Source organism: Sporosarcina ureae, assembly GCF_029267015.1.
Classification (GTDB): Bacteria; Bacillota; Bacilli; order Bacillales_A; family Planococcaceae; genus Sporosarcina; species Sporosarcina ureae_D.
On record NZ_JARIEA010000042.1, the window covers coordinates 38,733 to 56,416 of the forward strand.

A 17,684-nucleotide genomic window follows, 5' to 3' on the forward strand; every position below is an offset into this window, starting at 1 on the left:
AAAAAACTGAAGACATACTCCTAAACTACAGGAGTTGCCTTCAGTCTGAAGCAAGTGCTACTATGCACTTGCTTTTTTTATAAATTTTTAAAGTTCCATGATGACAGGAAGAATCATTGGTTTACGCTTCGTTTTTTCATATAAATACGGAACGAGCGTATCGATGATGTCACCTTTTAGATTGTTGATGGAATCAGGTTTAGCAGCTAGTTTGCGCTGTAATGTCTTCGAAAGCATATATTGTGCTTCGTTGATCATTGCACCTGATTCGCGCATGTAGACGAATCCACGTGAGATCAGGTCAGGACCGGATACTAAGCGGTTCTTTTTCGTGTCGATTGTCGCGACTACAATAACTAGACCATCTTCAGATAGGATTCGGCGGTCACGTAGCACGACGTTACCGATGTCGCCTATACCACTTCCATCGATATAGACATCGCCTGACGGTACGCGTCCTGCTAGTCTTGCTGTTGAATCAGTAAGTGCGAGGACATCGCCGTTGCCCATGATGAATATATTATCAGGCTCGACATCACAGTCTATCGCTAGTTGAGAGTGCATATTCATCATACGGTATTCACCGTGAATTGGCATGAAGTATTTAGGTTTGATTAAACGTAACATGAGCTTCTGCTCTTCCTGAGATCCGTGTCCGGATGTGTGGATGTTGTTCAATGGACCGTGTATAACTTCTGCACCTGCACGGAACAGTGAGTTAATCGCTTTGTTGACACTTAGTGTGTTGCCTGGGATAGGTGAAGATGAGAAGATTACTGTATCACCAGGTTGAATTTGTACTTGTCTATGTGTACCGTTTGCGATACGTGATAAAGCTGCCATCGGTTCACCTTGGCTACCCGTACATAAGATCATTACTTTGTTGGCAGGAAGACGATTAAGCGATTGAGCATCCACGAATAAATCTTTTGGAGCGTCAATATAACCTAGTTCGCGACCAATTGTGATTGCATTATCCATACTGCGACCAAAGACAGCGATTTTACGACCGAAGATCTGTGCTGATTCGATAACTTGTTGTAATCTGTGGATATTCGAAGCAAATGTAGCAAAAATAATTCGACCATCTACTGTACGGAAAATATCGTTTAAACTTTCTCCAACTTTACGTTCAGACATCGTAAAGTTAGGTACTTCTGCATTCGTACTGTCTGATAATAAACAAAGTACGCCTTCGCTACCGATTTTCGCCATCTTATGCAAGTTGGCAGGTTCACCGACTGGCGTGAAGTCGAATTTAAAGTCTCCTGTATGGACGATATTACCAGAAGGAGTTTTCACTACTACTCCGAATGCATCAGGAATACTGTGCGTAGTTCTGAAGAATGACACTGCGGTTTTACGGAATTTAATAAAATCATCTTCTTCGATTTCATGAATTTCCGTTGTACGCAATAATCCATGTTCTTCCAACTTATTGCGAAGTAATCCAATCGCAAGTTTACCACCATAGACAGGAACATTCACTTTACGCAATAGATAAGGGATGCCACCAATATGGTCTTCATGACCATGTGTGATGAAAAGTCCTTTGATCTTATCGATATTACGTTCGAGATAAGTATAATCTGGAATTACATAGTCAATACCTAGTAATTCATCTTCTGGGAATTTGATCCCAGCGTCAATAATAATAATTTCATCTTGAAATTGAATACAATACGTATTTTTACCGATTTCACCTAGTCCGCCTAGGGCAAAAACAGCTGTTTCATTATTTTTAATAGATTTCATAAATTAAACCTGCTCAATGTGGAAGGTTGGGGAAGCTTGTTCATAAGTTAAATGTTCGCCTTCCAACTTTTGCACGAATTCAATCATTAGATCACGATCTTTTAATCGATTGCGAACTTCTCTCTCGTCTTCAGCTTCTACGTACAAGCTAAGTGTGTTCTCGCGGACTGGAACTTCATGTACGTTTAAATGGTAATATACTTTGAAAATCATGTTAAACTCTCCTTTTACGTTCGTAATAATACATATCATCAATAATAGCATGCAATTTCCCTAAAATAAAGAAAAGCCCACCAATTACTTGGCGGGCGTAAAAGTCTAGGCAATCGTCTTTTTACCGAGCAGGCCATTAAGTCGTCTTAGCAGTTTGCGTTTTAGACGTTTATACATGGCATCATCACTCCTTGACAAGACTGTAACAGAAATTCCTTGTCCTGTCAAGTATAAACGCTTTACTCTCTGTCGAAAGCTGTAGCGTCGGGTATTTCTTTGTAAGGAGCACTTTCATCAATGTGATCATAGAACATGATGCCGTTTAAGTGATCCAACTCATGCTGGAAAGCGATTGCTGGCAATCCTTTCAAACGCTTCTTGATGACATTCCCTTCTTTATCAAATGCTTTCACTGTAATCCTCGCATAACGGGGAACATATCCCGGAACTTCGCGATCTACTGATAAACAGCCTTCACCAGTCTCTATATAGGTTTTTTCGACAGAGTGACTAATGATCTTCGGATTAATTGCAATGAAGTTTTCCAATAAAATCTCGCCGTCAGGGATATGCAGAGCGAAAATTCTCTTTGACACGTTTATTTGAGGAGCTGCCAAACCGATACCTGAACGTAAGCCATACTTTTCACACAGCTCATCGTCCTGGCTATTGACGATATACTCCAATATATCATCACATAATTGACGATCTTCAGTACTTAAAGGAAAGTCTACCTCTTTTGCTTTCAAGCGCAACGTTGGATGACCTTCACGAATGATGTCTTTCATTAAAATCATTTCTACTCTTCCTCTCGGATATATTAGGTATAGTTAGTATATAGCATAATCTACAATTTGCTTGTAGAACATGTGGATTAAGGGTATATAATCGTAAAAACTAATTTCCTTTAATACAGTATAAACGAATGAGAAAAATGGTGAAAGAAAAAAGTATATAAAGCGACAGGAGGACGGTTGATGAAGAAAATAGTTTGCGCAGTATTCATACTGTTTCTATTAAGTAGTTGTTCAAAAGAACCTACTGTAGCGCAGCAATTTACGGATTTCTTAATCGCTGTGAATGAAAAAGAAAATAAGGGGAACAACTTTGGAAGGAAGTTAAACGAAAAGGAGCACAAAGAGCAGGAGTTATTTATTCAGCTAATGGAATTCACTAACCAACAAGATCCAGAAGTGAACGAGCGAGTAGTTGCATTGAAAAAGTCAGTTCGTGAACGGTCTATGTTGCTTGAGAAAGAGGAAAGTGCTGTTCGCGAGTCGAAGGAAACTATAGGGCAATTAGCTGAAAGTATGAATGAAATGGGTTTCACTAGTCAAGTAGAAGATGTAGTGAATGCTCTTAATGAACGTTCAGGAATACATGAAGCATTCATTTTGCAGTATAAAAAACTTTTAGATAGTCAAATGCAATTATATACGCAGCTGGAAGATCAATCCGTGCGAGAATTTGCGCTTCAAAAACATGTAAGTGAAGTGAATGATCTAATTGCTGCCAGTCAGCAAACGCTAGTAGAGTTTAATGAAACGACTCGGGAAGTAAATCGATTAGCAGGTCGTGCATTAAAAAGTTTAGAACAACAAAAATAAGGAAGTATATAGTAGAAGGCAAGAATAGTCTAAAGAACTTTTGGGTGCAAAAGCTTCCACCTTATATATCTGCAATAGAAGTATAAAAAAGTGTGAACAAGCTTGAGACAGAAATTGCCCATGCATGATCTTAACAAGCGCTTTTAGGATAAAGATCATCGTATAGAATGCTAGTGAAAAAAATTCTGTACCAACACAGAATCTGTATTGTGGTAGTACAGTTTTTTTGAAATGATATATGTCAAACGGGTGAAAGTCTTTAATTACAATGGTTGACCAAGCGCTCAGTTTTGCGTATACTAAAAAATATAAGAAGTTGTATTAACTTTATTTGAAAACAATATAATACAGATAAGAAGGAGAGATCAAGATATGGTAGCTAAAAAAGGTAATCAGTATGATCCAGTGAAAGCGCTTCAACTGATTGAAAGCCAGTTTGATATGGTACAAATTCTGGATGAAGAAGGAAAGATCGTGAATAAGGACTTGGATCCTAAACTTTCTGATGAAGAATTAGTGGAATTAATGAATCGCATGGTATATACACGTATCCTTGACCAACGTTCTATTTCATTAAATAGACAGGGCCGTCTTGGGTTTTATGCTCCAACAGCAGGACAAGAAGCTTCCCAGTTAGCATCACAGTATGTGTTGGAAAAAGATGACTTCATTTTACCTGGATATCGCGACGTTCCTCAGTTGTTATTCCATGGTTGGCCGTTGCATATGGCTTTCTTATGGTCAAGAGGACATTATGCGGGCAGTGTCATTCCTGATGGACTTAATATCTTCCCGCCACAAATCATTATTGGTGCACAATATGTTCAAGCAGCGGGTGTAGGTCTAGGCTTTAAGAAAAAAGGGAAGAAATCCGTTGTTATTACGTACACGGGTGACGGCGGAACATCTCAAGGGGACTTCTATGAAGGATTGAACTTCGCAGGAGCATATCAAGTGCCTGCTATCTTCATCATTCAGAATAACCAGTATGCGATTTCTACACACCGTGATGTACAAACTGCAGCTAAAACACTTGCCCAGAAAGGTGTAGCGGCAGGCGTGCCAAGTGTATTGGTTGATGGAATGGATCCGTTAGCAGTATACGTTGCAACACGTGATGCTAGAGAGCGTGCAGTAAATGGAGATGGACCGACACTTATTGAAACAATGTGTTACCGTTATGGGCCACATACGATGGCAGGCGATGATCCAACACGCTACCGCACATCCGATGTTGACACTGAGTGGGAAAAGCGTGACCCGATCGTTCGATTCAGAACATACCTAGAAGCGAAAGGTATTTGGTCTAAAGAGCAAGAAGAAAAAGTAATTGAACGCGCGAAAGATGAAATTAAAGAAGCAATCAAAAAAGCAGATGCTGAGCCTAAACAAAAGGCTTCAGACTTTATGAAGATTATGTACAAAGGCGAAATGCCATTTAACCTACAAGAACAATTAGATGCGTATGTTGGAAAGGAGTCGAAATAACCCATGGCAGAATTAACAATGATTCAAGCAATTACAGATGCACTACGTACTGAGCTGAAAGCAGATGAAAATGTATTGCTATTCGGTGAAGACGTTGGGGCTAACGGAGGTGTCTTCCGTGCCACGGAAGGCCTTCATAAAGAATTTGGCGAAGAGCGAGTATTTGATACGCCGCTAGCTGAGTCTGGTATTGGCGGATTAGCAATTGGGCTAGCGCTTACTGGTTTCCGTCCTATCATGGAAATTCAATTCTTCGGTTTTCTATTTGAAGTGATGGATTCTGTGAGTGGTCAAATCGCAAGAATGAACTTTAGAACAGGTGGACACTTCAATGCGCCTATTACGATTCGCGCACCATTTGGCGGCGGTGTAGCAACACCTGAAATGCATGCGGATAGCCTAGAAGGTCTAGTAGCATCACAACCTGGTTTAACTGTCGTTATTCCTTCGACTCCTTACGATGCAAAAGGTCTACTGATCTCTGCAATCAAGAGTGACGATCCCGTTATTTTCTTGGAGCATATGAAATTATATCGTTCATTCAGACAGGAAGTACCTGAAGAAGAATATTCTATTCCTTTAGGAAAAGCTGATGTGAAACGTGAAGGTACAGATTTAACGATTGTCACATACGGCGCGATGGTTCAAGAAAGCCTAAAAGCTGCTGAAGCACTTGAAAAAGAAAATTACTCAGTGGAAGTAATCGACTTGCGCACAATTCAGCCACTTGACGTAGAAACAATTATCAAATCTGTTGAAAAAACAAACCGTGCAATAGTTGTACAAGAAGCGCAACGTCAGGCCGGAATTGCTGCTAACGTAGTAGCTGAAATAACGGAACGTGCAATCTTGAGCTTAGAAGCTCCTGTGCTCCGTGTAACATCGCCAGATACAGTCTATCCATTCGCGGCAGGCGAGAATACATGGTTGCCTAACGCGAAAGATATTGCAGCGAAAGCAAAAGAAGTTCTGACATTCTAAATACTTATTGGACAATCCAGGAAGGGTGAATTACGTGACTTATGAATTTCGATTACCAGACATTGGTGAAGGTATACACGAAGGGGAGATCGTCAAGTGGTTCGTTAAGCCAGGCGATGTAATCCAGGAAGATGATACATTACTAGAAGTACAAAATGATAAATCAGTAGTAGAAATTCCATCACCTGTATCGGGTACTGTAGAAGAAATTTATGTTTCTGAAGGTACCGTAGCAGTTGTTGGAGATAAATTGGTGCGTTTTGATGCGCCAGATCACGACATACCGGATCATGAAGATGATGACGAGGAAAGCGTAGACTCCTCGAAAGAAGAAGCGAGTGCGGAAAAATCCCATGAGCAAGTCGGGGAAGCTTTGGGAAGCGTAGATTCCAAAAAACCGGAACAGGCAACTGAGCAACAGCCGTCTACTGAATCGGAACAAGCGCAATCTTCTAATGCATCTCGCGGTGAAGTGGATGAAAATCGCCGTGTCATTGCGATGCCATCCGTACGTAAGTATGCACGTGAAAATGATGTCACGATTGCACAAGTAGCAGGCAGTGGCAAAAATGGTCGTGTTTTAAAAGAAGATATAGATTCATTTAAATCAGGTGGACAACAACAATCTGCGGCTGAATCAACAGAGTTACCACAAGATGCACAGACGCAAGCATCATCTGAAAAACAAGCGCCTGTCTTTGAAGGTGAATTCCCGGAAACACGCGAGAAATTGTCACCTATGCGAAAGGCAATCTCAAAAGCTATGTCGAACTCCAAACATACAGCAGCACATGTTACATTGCTGGATGAAGTGGATGTTACAGCGCTCGTAGCACACCGAAAAGAATTTAAAGCAATTGCAGCGGAAAGAGATATTAAATTAACGTATCTTCCTTATGTAGTGAAAGCACTTGTTGCTACTTTGCGTAAATTCCCGCAATTAAATACGTCATTAGATGATGAAACTGAAGAGTTAATTCAAAAACATTATTATAATATTGGAATTGCAGCAGATACAGACCGCGGCTTAATGGTACCGGTTGTGAAAAATGCAGATCGTAAATCCGTGTTCGCTATTTCGGATGAAGTGAATGAACTCGCTGGTAAAGCGCGTGACGGAAAACTTCAAGCAGCAGAAATGAAAGGCGCATCATGTACGATCACGAATATTGGTTCAGCAGGTGGATTGTGGTTCACACCGATTATCAACCATCCAGAAGTAGCTATTTTAGGTGTCGGAAGAATTTCTGAAAAACCTGTAGTAAAAAATGGTGAAATTGTACCTGCACCTATGTTAGCATTATCTTTAGTGTTTGATCACAGAGTGATTGATGGCGTAACGGGGCAGTTAGCGTTAAACTATCTTAAGGAATTACTAAGTAACCCATCACTCTTATTAATGGAGGCGTAAAGCAAATGGTAGTAGGAGATTTTCCAATTGAAGTAGACACGCTCGTAGTTGGTTCAGGTCCTGGAGGTTATGTTGCAGCAATTCGTGCAGCTCAACTCGGTCAAAAAGTAACAATTGTAGAAAAAGATACAATCGGTGGCGTATGTTTAAACGTTGGTTGTATTCCTTCTAAAGCTATGATTTCTGTTGGACATCGTTTTGTGGCTGCTAAGAACTCTGATTCTATGGGAATCACTGCACAATCTGTCGAATTAGACTTCTCGAAAGCTCAGAAGTTTAAAGAGAGCGTTGTTTCCAAATTAACAGGCGGCGTATCAGGATTGTTAAAAGGTAATAAAGTAGAGACAGTTGAAGGGGAAGCATATTTCGTAGATGCTAATACTGTACGTGTTATGACAGATAAATCTGCACAAACGTATAAATTCAACAATGTCATCATCGCAACTGGTGCACGTCCAGTTGAAATTCCTTCTTTCAAATTTACTGATCGCGTAATCAATTCTACTGGCGCTTTAAATTTAAAAGAATTGCCGAAAAAGCTTGTCGTTGTTGGCGGCGGTTATATCGGTACAGAACTAGGGTCAGCTTATGCGAATCTAGGTTCTGAAGTAACCATTCTTGAAGGTGCAGACGATATTCTTGCAGGTTTCGAGAAACAAATGACTCAAATTGTCAAAAAAGGCTTGAAGAAAAAAGGCGTTGAAGTAGTTGTTAAAGCATCTGCTAAGGGCGTTGAAGAAACAAAAGATGGCGTCGTAGTAACATACGAAGCTAAAGGTGAAGAAGTGAAAATTGAAGCGGACTACGTTTTAGTAACTGTAGGTCGTCGTCCAAATACAGATGAAATCGGCTTGGAAGGTCTTGGCTTGAACATGACTGACCGTGGTTTGATCGAAGTGGACAAGCAGTGCCGCACAAATATCCCGAATGTGTACGCGATCGGTGATATCGTAGCTGGACCACAGCTTGCACACAAAGCATCTTATGAGGCGAAAATTGCAGCAGAAGCTATTTCTGGAGAAAAATCTGAAGTTGATTATATGGCTATTCCAGCTGTATGCTTCACAGATCCAGAACTTGCTACGGTTGGCTTAAACGAAAAGCAAGCAAAAGATGAAGGATACGATGTTGTGACTGGTAAATTCCCGTTTGCAGCAAACGGACGTGCTCTTTCTTTGGATGCTACAGAAGGTTTCGTGAAGCTTGTTGGCCGTAAAGAAGACGGCTTATTGCTTGGTGCACAAATCGTTGGTGAAAATGCTTCTGATATGATTGCAGAGCTAGGTCTAGCGATTGAAGCGGGTATGACTCTTGAAGATATTTCTATGACGATCCATGCTCACCCTACTTTAGGTGAGATTTCCATGGAAGCGGCAGAAGTAGCTCTTGGTAAGCCGATTCATATGATGACGAAATAAAACAACTAGAATTTAACAGCCCATGGGAATATTTTTTCTCATGGGCTATTTTCATATGTTGAATTAAATGGAGGTGTTGTTATGTGGAAAACTAGAGTAACAGAACTATTTGGAATTCAATACCCGATTGTGCAAGGTGGTCTTGCATATTTAGCGTATGCAGACCTTGCAGCTGCGGTTTCTGAAGCAGGAGGTCTTGGTCAAATTACAGCAATGAGTTTGTCATCGCCTGAAGCGTTGAAAGAAGAAATCCGCCGTGTACGTCAAAAAACCACTAAACCTTTCAGTGTGAATTTTGCCATTGGTAATCACGGTAGATCATATGAGGCTATGGTGGAAGCGGCACTAGAAGAAGATATTACTACTGTCTCGGTTACAGGTGGGAATCCCGCGCCGCTATTTGAAATGTTAAAAGGAACTGACGTTAAGAAACTGGTGTTAGTAGCAGCAAGAAGACAAGCACAAAAGGCTGAAGAAATTGGGGCTGACGCTGTCATAGCAGTTGGGCAAGAAGGCGGAGGACATTTAGGTCGTGATGATATTGGCACAATGGTATTAATACCAAGGATTGTAGATTCAGTCAGTATACCAGTAATAGGGTCAGGCGGCATTGGTGATGGGCGAGGTTGGATGGCAGCTCAAGCACTCGGGGCAGAAGGAATAGAGATGGGTACACGTTTTATTGCGACGAAAGAATGCGTCGACGCGTCACCAGCCTATATAGAATCTCTTTTGGCGAGCAGCGAGCAAGATACAACGATCATCAAGCGTACAATCGGTGCGCCTGCACGTGCATTATCGAATGAATGGACAGAAAAGATTCTGCAGCTAGAAGCAGAAAACGCTGGTTATGAAGGACTAAAAACATATATTAGCGGTGAAGCCAACTGTAAGTTTATTCACGAAGGTTCGGAAGATCAAGGTTTCGGCTGGGGTGGCCAAGTAACGGGTATGATCGATGATGTACCAAGCGTAGCTGAATTGTTTGAACGAATGAAAAATGAAGCGACATCTATACGAGAAAAATGGAGTGTCAGATAAGGAGAGAAATAGATGGCAGGTTATCAATATCCGCTACGCGCGGATTGGTCGACAGAAGAAATTGTGAAGGTGATCGACTTTTTCACAAAGGTAGAGCAAGCATATGAATCAACAATCGAGCGAGACGAATTCATGAGGTATTACCGTGGCTTTAAAAGTGTAGTGCCCTCCATGGCAGAAGAAAAAACGCTGTGCAAAGAATTCGAGGAAAGTAGTAGCTATGTAGCATTTCGCGTAGTAAAAGCGGCAAAAGAAAGTCAGCCAGGGGAATTACTCAAGGTGAAAAAATAACAAAATCACACTTGTGTTGATTAGCCCTCACGAGGACTTACTATGTACATGATGGATTGAATTGAAAAATGAGAGAAACGTAAAAATAAAACCAAGTGCATTTTGAATAGTCACTAGTTTTGGAGCTGTTTTAGAAGTCATTATTTTAAATGGCTTCTATGGACAGCTTCTTTTTTGGTTTCAGCAGGTAGATAGAGAATCGCGATAGAAAAGTGACGGCTAAGAGTGTTGAGTAAGGGATTTGCGCTTCGGAAGGCGGGCGGTGAACCAAACACCAACGCTACACCCCTTTGCATTGTAGGTGGAAGATACTTTTTGTTGTGCACTAAAATTAAGGTAGTAATAGGTTTTGAACTTCAGCAATTAAATCTAATGAAGTTTCAACAATTCAATAATTCACACACTACCTACAGTGAGTGATCCAAGTATCCGTACTATCAAAGTAGGATGAAAGCGTCCCCCAACCGGAGCTTTCATCCCTTGCACTCCCATTTAAACTTTCACTCACATAAAAAAAGATGCCCACTATAACTTCAGGGGCATCTCCATATTACTTTACCATTTTTTTCAATCAAAAGAATGAATAACTACATCGTAAACAGGCAATAACTTCGTAATCGTATCTTCTGCATACTCGTAAAATTGCTCCTCATTTAGCTTAGCCGCTTCTTCTCGTGGTAGATGGCGACCAACTAAAAACTCTGCCTTTTTTACCGTTTGCAGACGATCTAATAACTTCTCAAGACCTTCGTTACCTACTTCGCTAATACGCTCGGCATCAGGTTTCATGTGATCTCCCGATACTACAAAATCATCAGGTAAAGAGGTTAGAACGTTCAAATTATTTTCTAAACGTTCAGCAATTCCTTTTTTATCGGGGTTTTCATAAATAATTGCAAGCACGATGAATAAATGAGTGCCCCATAAGCCAATCTGAAAGTGAGGTAACGCTTTATAACCTCGCTTAGCAGGAGCGAATGCCACCCAGCTATCTCGTGGTGGATTTACAGTTCGTCTCGCGTGTTTTGCAACATGTGGAAAAAACTCACCCGTACCGTGTGCGGAAAGGCGGTGTGCAAAATGATTTCCTAAATCTTTGAACTTAGGTTGTATCTTTTCTTGCAAAGCTTTCATACGATGATCCAAGCCATCAACAGCAAAAACATCAAAATCACTTGATGACCAATAAGACTGAATCAAGAAAATCTCCTCCAGTTTGTAGTGACTACGTTTATCTTATCAGTAAATGGGGAATAATTTAAAATAACAAGGCTTCTAACCAATAAAAGTCGGAATTTTTGCATATCTTACTAATAAGACGGTTAGAATCAAATATTAACCTAAAAGGGGTGCTACTTATGAAACAGGTCGTTCATTTTATCCGAAAAGAAGATGTTGAGAGAGAATATGTGAGAACTTTACAATTGGAATTGGATTATGAATTAGCTACTCTATACGATGCCCTGCAAGATCAAGACACGGTTCAAGTTGATAAAAGTAAACAAAGGTTAAGTGAAATTCACAACGAATTGGAGACGCTGAATGTTTTTTCGATGTAAGTATGGCTTAAGAAAAAGACATCCCCATTTACTTCAGATTTGAAGAAAATGTGACGGGGTGTCTTTTTACTTAATAGCCTGTAACCGTTATCTCTTTTGTTCCGTTACCTCTGTGTTATACTAGCACTAGTCGGAATGGGAAGAGGTGGCAGAATGAATCTTAATGCGATAGATCGATATGCAAAATCGTTAATCAAAGAGGCTGGCCACAAAATACGAGTGTCTTTCTTTAGTACAATTGACATCGATTCAAAGGCAGACGCTAATGATTTGGTTACCAATATCGATAGGGAAGTGGAAAGCTTTTTTATTGAACGGGTAAGACAAGATTTTCCAGAGCATAAAATGGTTTCTGAAGAAGGATTTGGAGATAAGATATCTTCGCTTGACGGAGTAGTCTGGTTCTTGGATCCAATTGACGGAACGATGAATTTTATCCATCAAAGAAGAAACTTTGCGATTTCATTGGGGATTTATGTAGACGGCGTGGGGATGCTAGGCTACATATATGATGTAATGCGGGATGAATTATACCATGCGGCGAAAGATGAGGGGGCTTATTTTAATGATGAGCGACTTCCGCAGCTGGAAATCACACCACTTGAAGAAGCAATAATTGGTATCAATGCTAGCTGGGTTGCGCCAAATCAACGAGTGGAAAACGAAAAGATAATCGAACTTATTACTCGTTGTCGTGGAACGCGATCATACGGTTCAGCAGCGATTGAGCTAGCATATGTATCATCTGGAAGAATTGACGCGTATATATCTATGCGACTAGCGCCTTGGGACATTGCTGGAGGGATCGTCATTGCACAAGAAGTAGGAGCTGTGGCGACGAATTTAGAGGGCGAAAAACCACATCTTCTTGGATCTGACACATTTATTGTCACACGTCCAGGATTGCATGAGGAGATTTTATCGAAATACATCCGACTAAAATAAAAAAGGGGCTGTTTGTTAAACCTAAGTGGTTTAATGTACAGTCCCTTTAAGCTGTTTATAGTGTGCCTTCCCTACGCATACGTGCTTTTGTTTTGAATCCGTTACCCATTATTAAAATTAGAGCGACAATGGCCAGAATGACAACTAGTATGCTACGCATACCTACTCCGACACCTATTGCAGACATGGAAAGTACGGCGCCCAGTGAATAAATTACGAAAATCCACTTAATGTCTTTCAAAAAAATCCCTCCATATAATTTAAAATGTTATTTAATTGAACTATCTTGTGCTATAATAACACAGTTGAACATCTGAAATAAAGATAAACGGAGTGAAAAAATGACAAACGAACGTACTGATCTTAGAAATATTGCAATTATTGCCCACGTAGACCATGGTAAAACGACATTAGTCGATCAATTACTTAAACAATCCGGTATTTTCCGTTCGAACGAGCACGTTGATGACCGCGCAATGGACTCAAACGAATTAGAGCGTGAGCGAGGAATTACGATTCTAGCTAAAAACACAGCTATTGAATATAATGATACAAAAATCAACATCTTGGATACACCAGGTCACGCTGACTTTGGTGGCGAAGTAGAACGAATCTTGCGCATGGTAGATGGCGTAATTTTAGTTGTTGACGCATTCGAAGGTTGTATGCCACAAACACGTTTTGTATTGAAAAAAGCATTAGAAACAAATTTGAAGCCAATTGTTGTTGTAAATAAAATTGACCGTGAGTTTGCAAGACCAGAAGAAGTAGTAGACGAAGTACTTGAATTATTCATTGAGCTTGATGCGAATGATGAGCAATTGGAATTCCCAGTTGTTTATGCTTCAGGATTCAACGGTACAGCAAGTCTTTCTCCTGATCCTGAAACACAAGAAGACACATTACGTGTTCTTTATGAGTCAATTCTTAAAAATATTCCATCACCAATCGACAATCGTGATGAGCCACTTCAGTTCCAAGTATCACTACTTGATTACAACGACTACGTTGGTCGTATCGGAATCGGTCGTATTTTCCGTGGAACGATGAAAGTCGGAGAGTCAGTCGCTGTTCTTAAGCGTGATGGTTCTGTAAAGACTTTACGTGTAACAAAATTATACGGATTCATGGGCTTGAAAAGAGTCGAAGTACAAGAAGCATATGCTGGCGACTTGGTAGCTGTTTCTGGAATGGGCGATATTGATGTCGGCGAGACAGTATGTCCAACTGATCATCAAGAAGCACTTCCTGAGCTTCATATTGATGAGCCAACACTGCAAATGCGTTTCCTAGTGAACAATAGTCCATTCGCAGGCCGCGAAGGTAAATGGGTAACTGCACGTAAGATTCAAGAACGTTTGGATCAACAGCTTGAGACGGATGTTTCATTGCGAGTAGAACAAACAGATTCTCCAGATGAATGGATTGTATCTGGTCGTGGTGAACTCCACTTGTCTATTCTTATTGAAAACATGCGTCGTGAAGGATTCGAACTTCAAGTGTCCAAACCTCAAGTAATCATTCGTGAAATCGATGGTAAGCGTAGCGAGCCTTATGAGCGCGTTCAAATCGACGTACCAGAAGAACACACTGGATCTATCATCGAATCTATCGGTGAGCGTAAAGGTGAAATGTTGGATATGATCAATAACGGTAACGGACAAGTTCGCTTGATCTTCTTAGTACCAGCTCGTGGATTGATCGGTTACACTACAGATTTCCTTACGTTAACACGTGGATACGGAATTCTGAACCACACGTTTGATAGCTATAAACCAGTCACTACTGGTAAAATCGGCGGTAGACGTCATGGTGTTCTAGTTTCAATGGAGAACGGTACTGTAACGGGTTATGGTGTAATGCAATTAGAAGACCGTGGAACTATGTTTGTAGAAACAGGAGCGGAAATCTATGCAGGTATGGTAGTAGGAGAAAGTAATCGTGATAGCGACTTGACAATCAACTTAACGAAAATCAAGCACGCTACTAACGTTCGTTCCGCTACGAAAGACCAAACAGTTACAACAAAAAAACCACGTATTTTATCTCTTGAAGAAGCACTACAATACATTGGTGATGACGAGTACTGTGAGGTTACACCACAAACAATTCGTTTGCGTAAGAAAGTTCTCGATAAGAGTGAACGCGAACGTGTAAATAAAAAGAAAAAACTTGGCGAATAATATAAATAGAAGGGGATGTATGAAATGAGAGTAGAGGATTCAGAAATGGTCTATAATCGAATGTCGGGCACTGCGCGTATGATCTATGAATTTGCGCCGAGTTTCTCGGCTGCCGGCTATATTCTGTTTGCCCTCGTTTTCATCATGTCTGCTATTGTGTATAAGCTTGGATTTGCGAGAAAGATCAGTTTTTGGCAGAACTTTATCATATATGCATTCCTATTTATAGGGTGCTTAATATTGACATTTCTAGCCTTTTTCCTTCCTATCGTAGAAGGACTGTTCGTAGCTGCTGCCATTCTCATTATTTATCGTGTTCGTCGCATGAATGAACACAAAAAAGACTCCGTTACTCAGTAACGGAGTCTTTTTATATGATTAAAAATCTTTTTCTGTAAGATGTGAGCTACGATAAAAAACAAAGTTACCAGTTGCAATTCTTTTTTCTGTCAAGTCGCTAATCCGCTCCCTGCAAGTAGGGCACATATACGTATGAATAGGCCGATTTCTCAGCTTCTTAGCAAGCGGATTATCATCTTCTAAATGATCGATTTCGTCACAAAGGACACATTTAACGCGCATTCGATCTTCTCCTTCAATCCACTTGGATCGCTTGAACATGACGGATCGGAGAATCTTCATTCGAACCGTCTTTAAACAGTGCATGTACAGGACCATCTTCTCGAAGAGGTTTACCTTTATGACTGAATTTGAATATAATGTTGGCTGCTTCCTCAAGTGGATACGTGTATTTGTCATCTTCCGTAATAAGTGTAAACGTTGTGGCATTTGCTGATGGAACCGCATTGTGTATGAATGGTTTTAATATAATACCAAAGCTACTGGATAACATTTTATCTTTTTCATAACGTTTTTCACTTTTTAGTGTAGGCGGTTGAATGGCACCTTCCATAATTTCTCTAGACCAGTGTTTACCCATTTTCTCTTTATACTCTTCCATTTCATCTTTTTCGACAAATTCCTCTGTGAAGAATTCATCCAGATCGATACGTCGATCATCAAATATCCACACTGTTGGATCCAGTGTGATTGCATGTTTTACATTTCCGGTAATCGGTATAATAAGTTCCAAAATACTTCCCCCTCATTCCATAGTCACTAGAGTAAGTATACCTTTTCATAGAAGAAGTGAAAAGGATTTCATTTCAGTTCATATTTTTCATTGGGTAACACTTGCATTTTGCAAGAGCAAAAGATACAATTTAATCATTAACACCTTGCGGGAATAATGAATAATGGGGGCGTCTCCATGGATATAGAAGTTCAAGATACGTATAAAGAACAAGCCATGAAACAATTGCAAATTGATGCGGATAAAATTGCAAAACTGATCAAAGTTCAAATGGATAATTTAACGATGCCGCAATGCCCACTATATGAGGAAGTGCTTGATACGCAAATGTACGGGTTATCCCGTGAGATCGATTTTGCTGTAAAGCTTGGTTTAGTCGAACAAGACAAAGGCCGTGAAATAATCTCTGTACTGGAAAAAGAGTTAAATATCTTACATGAGCTGTATACAAATAAATAAATGGAAGACTCAAACTACTCCAACGGTTTGAGTTTTTTATTTAGGACGATGAGGTACAAACAAATGAAGACTTATATGAATCGAATTTTACGCAATTTTGACTATCCATTATTTATCGTATACTTGCTGCTCTGTGTATTTGGATTGATTATGATTTACAGTGCAAGTATAGTCTGGGCGGTAAATATCTATAATTATGAACCATCACACTTCTTTATAAAACAACTGAAGAACCTGGCCTTAGCAATTCCAACGTTCCTTGTGGTAGCAATTATACCGTACCGACATTATAGGAATAAAAAGTTCCTTTATGGCGCGCTAATATTGATGTTCAGCTTATTGATCCTAGTAAAGTTCATCGGCTTCGGCGGTGATACAGTAGGTGCAAAAAGCTGGATTACTATGCCATTTGGACTTGGTAACTTACAGCCGACAGAAATAGCGAAAATTGCTTTTATCGTGTATTTTTCTGGAGTATTTGCAAATAAATATTATGCAGGTACGTTGGATGAAATCAGAACTACAATTTTTCCGACATTCTCTGTTTTAACTGCGTCTTTGTTATTAGTGTTGCTAGAACCAGACTTTGGTGCGACGATGATTTTGTTCTTGGTAGCTATATCCGTTATTATGGCAAGCGGCATGAAAGTAAAGAATTACTTGATCATCAGTCGGTTCTTTGCATTATTAGGTGTGTTGATCGGTATTGTGTTGTGGATAAAGTGGGAAACAGTCATGACTGCTTCACGCATGGGGCGTTTTCTAGCGTTTACAGATCCCTTTGAATACATACAAGGTTCAGGCTTGCAAATAGTCAATGGATACATTGCAATAGGCGCTGGAGGGCTTAAAGGAGTAGGCTTAGGAAACAGTATTCAGAAACTTGGCTATTTACCTGAACCACATACTGATGTTATCATGGCAGTAATCTCTGAAGAAACTGGAATACTCGGAACGACACTTGTTCTAGGGGGACTCTTTTTCATTGTGATGAGAGCGTTTTCTGTTGCACTGCGTACAAAAGACGCACATGCAAGAATGCTCGCAGCTGGTGTTGGTAGTTTAATTGCTATTCAAACACTAGTGAACTTAGGAGGATTGACAGGATTGATTCCGTTAACAGGTGTAACGTTGCCATTTATTAGTTATGGCGGTACATCGGTTGTATTCTTGTCGATTGCGCTTGGCATACTGATGAACGTTTCGATGTTTGTGAAGTATGAGAGATCAGAATAGAGGG

At 40.2% G+C, this 17,684-nt stretch carries 20 protein-coding genes; 13 read left to right on the top strand and 7 right to left on the bottom strand.

From position 1 onward, the window contains the following. Positions 1 to 87: 87 nt before the first annotated feature. The 3 genes from rnjA to def all read right to left on the bottom strand — a co-directional run bounded on the left by rnjA (position 88) and on the right by def (position 2,765). Positions 88 to 1,755, bottom strand: coding sequence for a ribonuclease J1 (gene rnjA, locus Q7P97_RS06030; RefSeq protein WP_085428511.1), 1,668 nt, complete (start codon positions 1,753 to 1,755; stop codon positions 88 to 90). 3 nt (positions 1,756 to 1,758) lie between these two features. Next, positions 1,759 to 1,968: a DNA-dependent RNA polymerase subunit epsilon gene (locus tag Q7P97_RS06035; RefSeq protein ID WP_303967931.1), complete on the bottom strand. Its 210-nt coding sequence runs from the start codon at positions 1,966 to 1,968 to the stop codon at positions 1,759 to 1,761. A gap of 239 nt (positions 1,969 to 2,207) precedes the next feature. Further along, positions 2,208 to 2,765: a peptide deformylase gene (gene def, locus Q7P97_RS06040; protein WP_303967934.1), complete on the bottom strand. Its 558-nt coding sequence runs from the start codon at positions 2,763 to 2,765 to the stop codon at positions 2,208 to 2,210. A gap of 180 nt (positions 2,766 to 2,945) precedes the next feature. Here def and Q7P97_RS06045 point away from each other — a divergent pair, with 180 nt between their 5' ends. The 7 genes from Q7P97_RS06045 to Q7P97_RS06075 all read left to right on the top strand — a co-directional run bounded on the left by Q7P97_RS06045 (position 2,946) and on the right by Q7P97_RS06075 (position 10,205). Continuing rightward, positions 2,946 to 3,575: a YkyA family protein gene (locus Q7P97_RS06045; protein WP_303967937.1), complete on the top strand. Its 630-nt coding sequence runs from the start codon at positions 2,946 to 2,948 to the stop codon at positions 3,573 to 3,575. Between the two features lie 372 nt (positions 3,576 to 3,947). Beyond that, positions 3,948 to 5,063 carry a pyruvate dehydrogenase (acetyl-transferring) E1 component subunit alpha gene (pdhA, locus tag Q7P97_RS06050; RefSeq protein WP_303967939.1) on the top strand — a complete coding sequence of 372 codons (1,116 nt, stop codon included), beginning with the start codon at positions 3,948 to 3,950 and terminating at the stop codon, positions 5,061 to 5,063. A 3-nt stretch (positions 5,064 to 5,066) separates the two neighbouring features. After that, the gene (locus Q7P97_RS06055) at positions 5,067 to 6,044 is read left to right on the top strand and encodes an alpha-ketoacid dehydrogenase subunit beta (protein WP_303967942.1); all 978 of its coding nucleotides are present in this window, start codon (positions 5,067 to 5,069) and stop codon (positions 6,042 to 6,044) included. 34 nt (positions 6,045 to 6,078) lie between these two features. Beyond that, positions 6,079 to 7,455, top strand: coding sequence for a dihydrolipoamide acetyltransferase family protein (locus tag Q7P97_RS06060; protein WP_303967944.1), 1,377 nt, complete (start codon positions 6,079 to 6,081; stop codon positions 7,453 to 7,455). Positions 7,456 to 7,460: 5 nt separating this feature from the next. Beyond that, a complete protein-coding gene (lpdA, locus tag Q7P97_RS06065) occupies positions 7,461 to 8,873 on the top strand; it encodes a dihydrolipoyl dehydrogenase (RefSeq protein ID WP_303967947.1) in 1,413 nt (470 codons plus the stop codon). Between the two features lie 81 nt (positions 8,874 to 8,954). After that, positions 8,955 to 9,914 (top strand): NAD(P)H-dependent flavin oxidoreductase, encoded by a 960-nt coding sequence (locus Q7P97_RS06070; protein ID WP_303967950.1) that lies wholly within the window; start codon positions 8,955 to 8,957, stop codon positions 9,912 to 9,914. Positions 9,915 to 9,926: 12 nt separating this feature from the next. Beyond that, a complete protein-coding gene (locus Q7P97_RS06075) occupies positions 9,927 to 10,205 on the top strand; it encodes a UPF0223 family protein (protein WP_303967953.1) in 279 nt (92 codons plus the stop codon). A gap of 567 nt (positions 10,206 to 10,772) precedes the next feature. On the opposite strand, the gene Q7P97_RS06080 is transcribed toward Q7P97_RS06075, so the two are convergent. Next, a complete protein-coding gene (locus Q7P97_RS06080) occupies positions 10,773 to 11,402 on the bottom strand; it encodes a YktB family protein (RefSeq protein WP_483315724.1) in 630 nt (209 codons plus the stop codon). Positions 11,403 to 11,563: 161 nt separating this feature from the next. On the opposite strand from Q7P97_RS06080, the gene Q7P97_RS06085 reads away from it, so the two are divergent. Together Q7P97_RS06085 and Q7P97_RS06090 are read left to right on the top strand one after the other, a co-directional pair. Continuing rightward, on the top strand, positions 11,564 to 11,764 hold the full coding sequence (locus Q7P97_RS06085) for a YkzI domain-containing protein (protein WP_303967958.1): 201 nt from the start codon (positions 11,564 to 11,566) through the stop codon (positions 11,762 to 11,764). A gap of 153 nt (positions 11,765 to 11,917) precedes the next feature. Further along, positions 11,918 to 12,709 carry an inositol monophosphatase family protein gene (locus tag Q7P97_RS06090; RefSeq protein ID WP_303967961.1) on the top strand — a complete coding sequence of 264 codons (792 nt, stop codon included), beginning with the start codon at positions 11,918 to 11,920 and terminating at the stop codon, positions 12,707 to 12,709. Positions 12,710 to 12,764: 55 nt separating this feature from the next. On the opposite strand, the gene Q7P97_RS06095 is transcribed toward Q7P97_RS06090, so the two are convergent. Continuing rightward, positions 12,765 to 12,950: a YlaF family protein gene (locus Q7P97_RS06095; RefSeq protein ID WP_085428523.1), complete on the bottom strand. Its 186-nt coding sequence runs from the start codon at positions 12,948 to 12,950 to the stop codon at positions 12,765 to 12,767. A gap of 100 nt (positions 12,951 to 13,050) precedes the next feature. Here Q7P97_RS06095 and typA point away from each other — a divergent pair, with 100 nt between their 5' ends. Together typA and Q7P97_RS06105 are read left to right on the top strand one after the other, a co-directional pair. Further along, complete coding sequence (gene typA, locus Q7P97_RS06100; protein ID WP_303967964.1) at positions 13,051 to 14,892, top strand: translational GTPase TypA; 1,842 nt, start codon at positions 13,051 to 13,053, stop codon at positions 14,890 to 14,892. Positions 14,893 to 14,916: 24 nt separating this feature from the next. Further along, a complete protein-coding gene (locus tag Q7P97_RS06105; RefSeq protein ID WP_335696111.1) occupies positions 14,917 to 15,252 on the top strand; it encodes a YlaH-like family protein in 336 nt (111 codons plus the stop codon). A gap of 18 nt (positions 15,253 to 15,270) precedes the next feature. Here the strand turns inward: Q7P97_RS06105 and Q7P97_RS06110 are convergent, their stop codons facing one another. Both Q7P97_RS06110 and Q7P97_RS06115 read right to left on the bottom strand, forming a co-directional pair. Then, entirely contained in the window at positions 15,271 to 15,474 is a 204-nt protein-coding gene (locus Q7P97_RS06110; RefSeq protein ID WP_085428526.1) for a YlaI family protein, read from the bottom strand. A 13-nt stretch (positions 15,475 to 15,487) separates the two neighbouring features. Next, positions 15,488 to 15,985, bottom strand: a complete 498-nt coding sequence (locus tag Q7P97_RS06115; protein WP_303967969.1) for a peptidyl-prolyl cis-trans isomerase — start codon at positions 15,983 to 15,985, stop codon at positions 15,488 to 15,490. Positions 15,986 to 16,162: 177 nt separating this feature from the next. Here Q7P97_RS06115 and Q7P97_RS06120 point away from each other — a divergent pair, with 177 nt between their 5' ends. Together Q7P97_RS06120 and Q7P97_RS06125 are read left to right on the top strand one after the other, a co-directional pair. Continuing rightward, positions 16,163 to 16,444 carry an Fpa/YlaN family protein gene (locus tag Q7P97_RS06120; protein WP_085428528.1) on the top strand — a complete coding sequence of 94 codons (282 nt, stop codon included), beginning with the start codon at positions 16,163 to 16,165 and terminating at the stop codon, positions 16,442 to 16,444. A 63-nt stretch (positions 16,445 to 16,507) separates the two neighbouring features. After that, the gene (locus tag Q7P97_RS06125; RefSeq protein WP_303967973.1) at positions 16,508 to 17,680 is read left to right on the top strand and encodes an FtsW/RodA/SpoVE family cell cycle protein; all 1,173 of its coding nucleotides are present in this window, start codon (positions 16,508 to 16,510) and stop codon (positions 17,678 to 17,680) included. Positions 17,681 to 17,684 lie beyond the last annotated feature (4 nt).

Bases quoted from the DNA above. Each gene is read 5' to 3' on its own strand.
- Q7P97_RS06120 (WP_085428528.1), top strand. From the start codon at position 16,163: ATGGATATAGAAGTTCAAGATACGTATAAAGAACAAGCCATGAAACAA.
- Q7P97_RS06055 (WP_303967942.1), top strand. From the start codon at position 5,067: ATGGCAGAATTAACAATGATTCAAGCAATTACAGATGCACTACGTACT.
- typA (WP_303967964.1), top strand. From the start codon at position 13,051: ATGACAAACGAACGTACTGATCTTAGAAATATTGCAATTATTGCCCAC.
- def (WP_303967934.1), bottom strand. From the start codon at position 2,765: ATGATTTTAATGAAAGACATCATTCGTGAAGGTCATCCAACGTTGCGC.
- rnjA (WP_085428511.1), bottom strand. From the start codon at position 1,755: ATGAAATCTATTAAAAATAATGAAACAGCTGTTTTTGCCCTAGGCGGA.
- lpdA (WP_303967947.1), top strand. From the start codon at position 7,461: ATGGTAGTAGGAGATTTTCCAATTGAAGTAGACACGCTCGTAGTTGGT.
- Q7P97_RS06075 (WP_303967953.1), top strand. From the start codon at position 9,927: ATGGCAGGTTATCAATATCCGCTACGCGCGGATTGGTCGACAGAAGAA.
- Q7P97_RS06125 (WP_303967973.1), top strand. From the start codon at position 16,508: ATGAAGACTTATATGAATCGAATTTTACGCAATTTTGACTATCCATTA.
- Q7P97_RS06045 (WP_303967937.1), top strand. From the start codon at position 2,946: ATGAAGAAAATAGTTTGCGCAGTATTCATACTGTTTCTATTAAGTAGT.
- Q7P97_RS06035 (WP_303967931.1), bottom strand. From the start codon at position 1,968: ATGATTTTCAAAGTATATTACCATTTAAACGTACATGAAGTTCCAGTC.
- pdhA (WP_303967939.1), top strand. From the start codon at position 3,948: ATGGTAGCTAAAAAAGGTAATCAGTATGATCCAGTGAAAGCGCTTCAA.
- Q7P97_RS06085 (WP_303967958.1), top strand. From the start codon at position 11,564: ATGAAACAGGTCGTTCATTTTATCCGAAAAGAAGATGTTGAGAGAGAA.
- Q7P97_RS06105 (WP_335696111.1), top strand. From the start codon at position 14,917: ATGAGAGTAGAGGATTCAGAAATGGTCTATAATCGAATGTCGGGCACT.
- Q7P97_RS06110 (WP_085428526.1), bottom strand. From the start codon at position 15,474: ATGCGCGTTAAATGTGTCCTTTGTGACGAAATCGATCATTTAGAAGAT.
- Q7P97_RS06090 (WP_303967961.1), top strand. From the start codon at position 11,918: ATGAATCTTAATGCGATAGATCGATATGCAAAATCGTTAATCAAAGAG.
- Q7P97_RS06070 (WP_303967950.1), top strand. From the start codon at position 8,955: ATGTGGAAAACTAGAGTAACAGAACTATTTGGAATTCAATACCCGATT.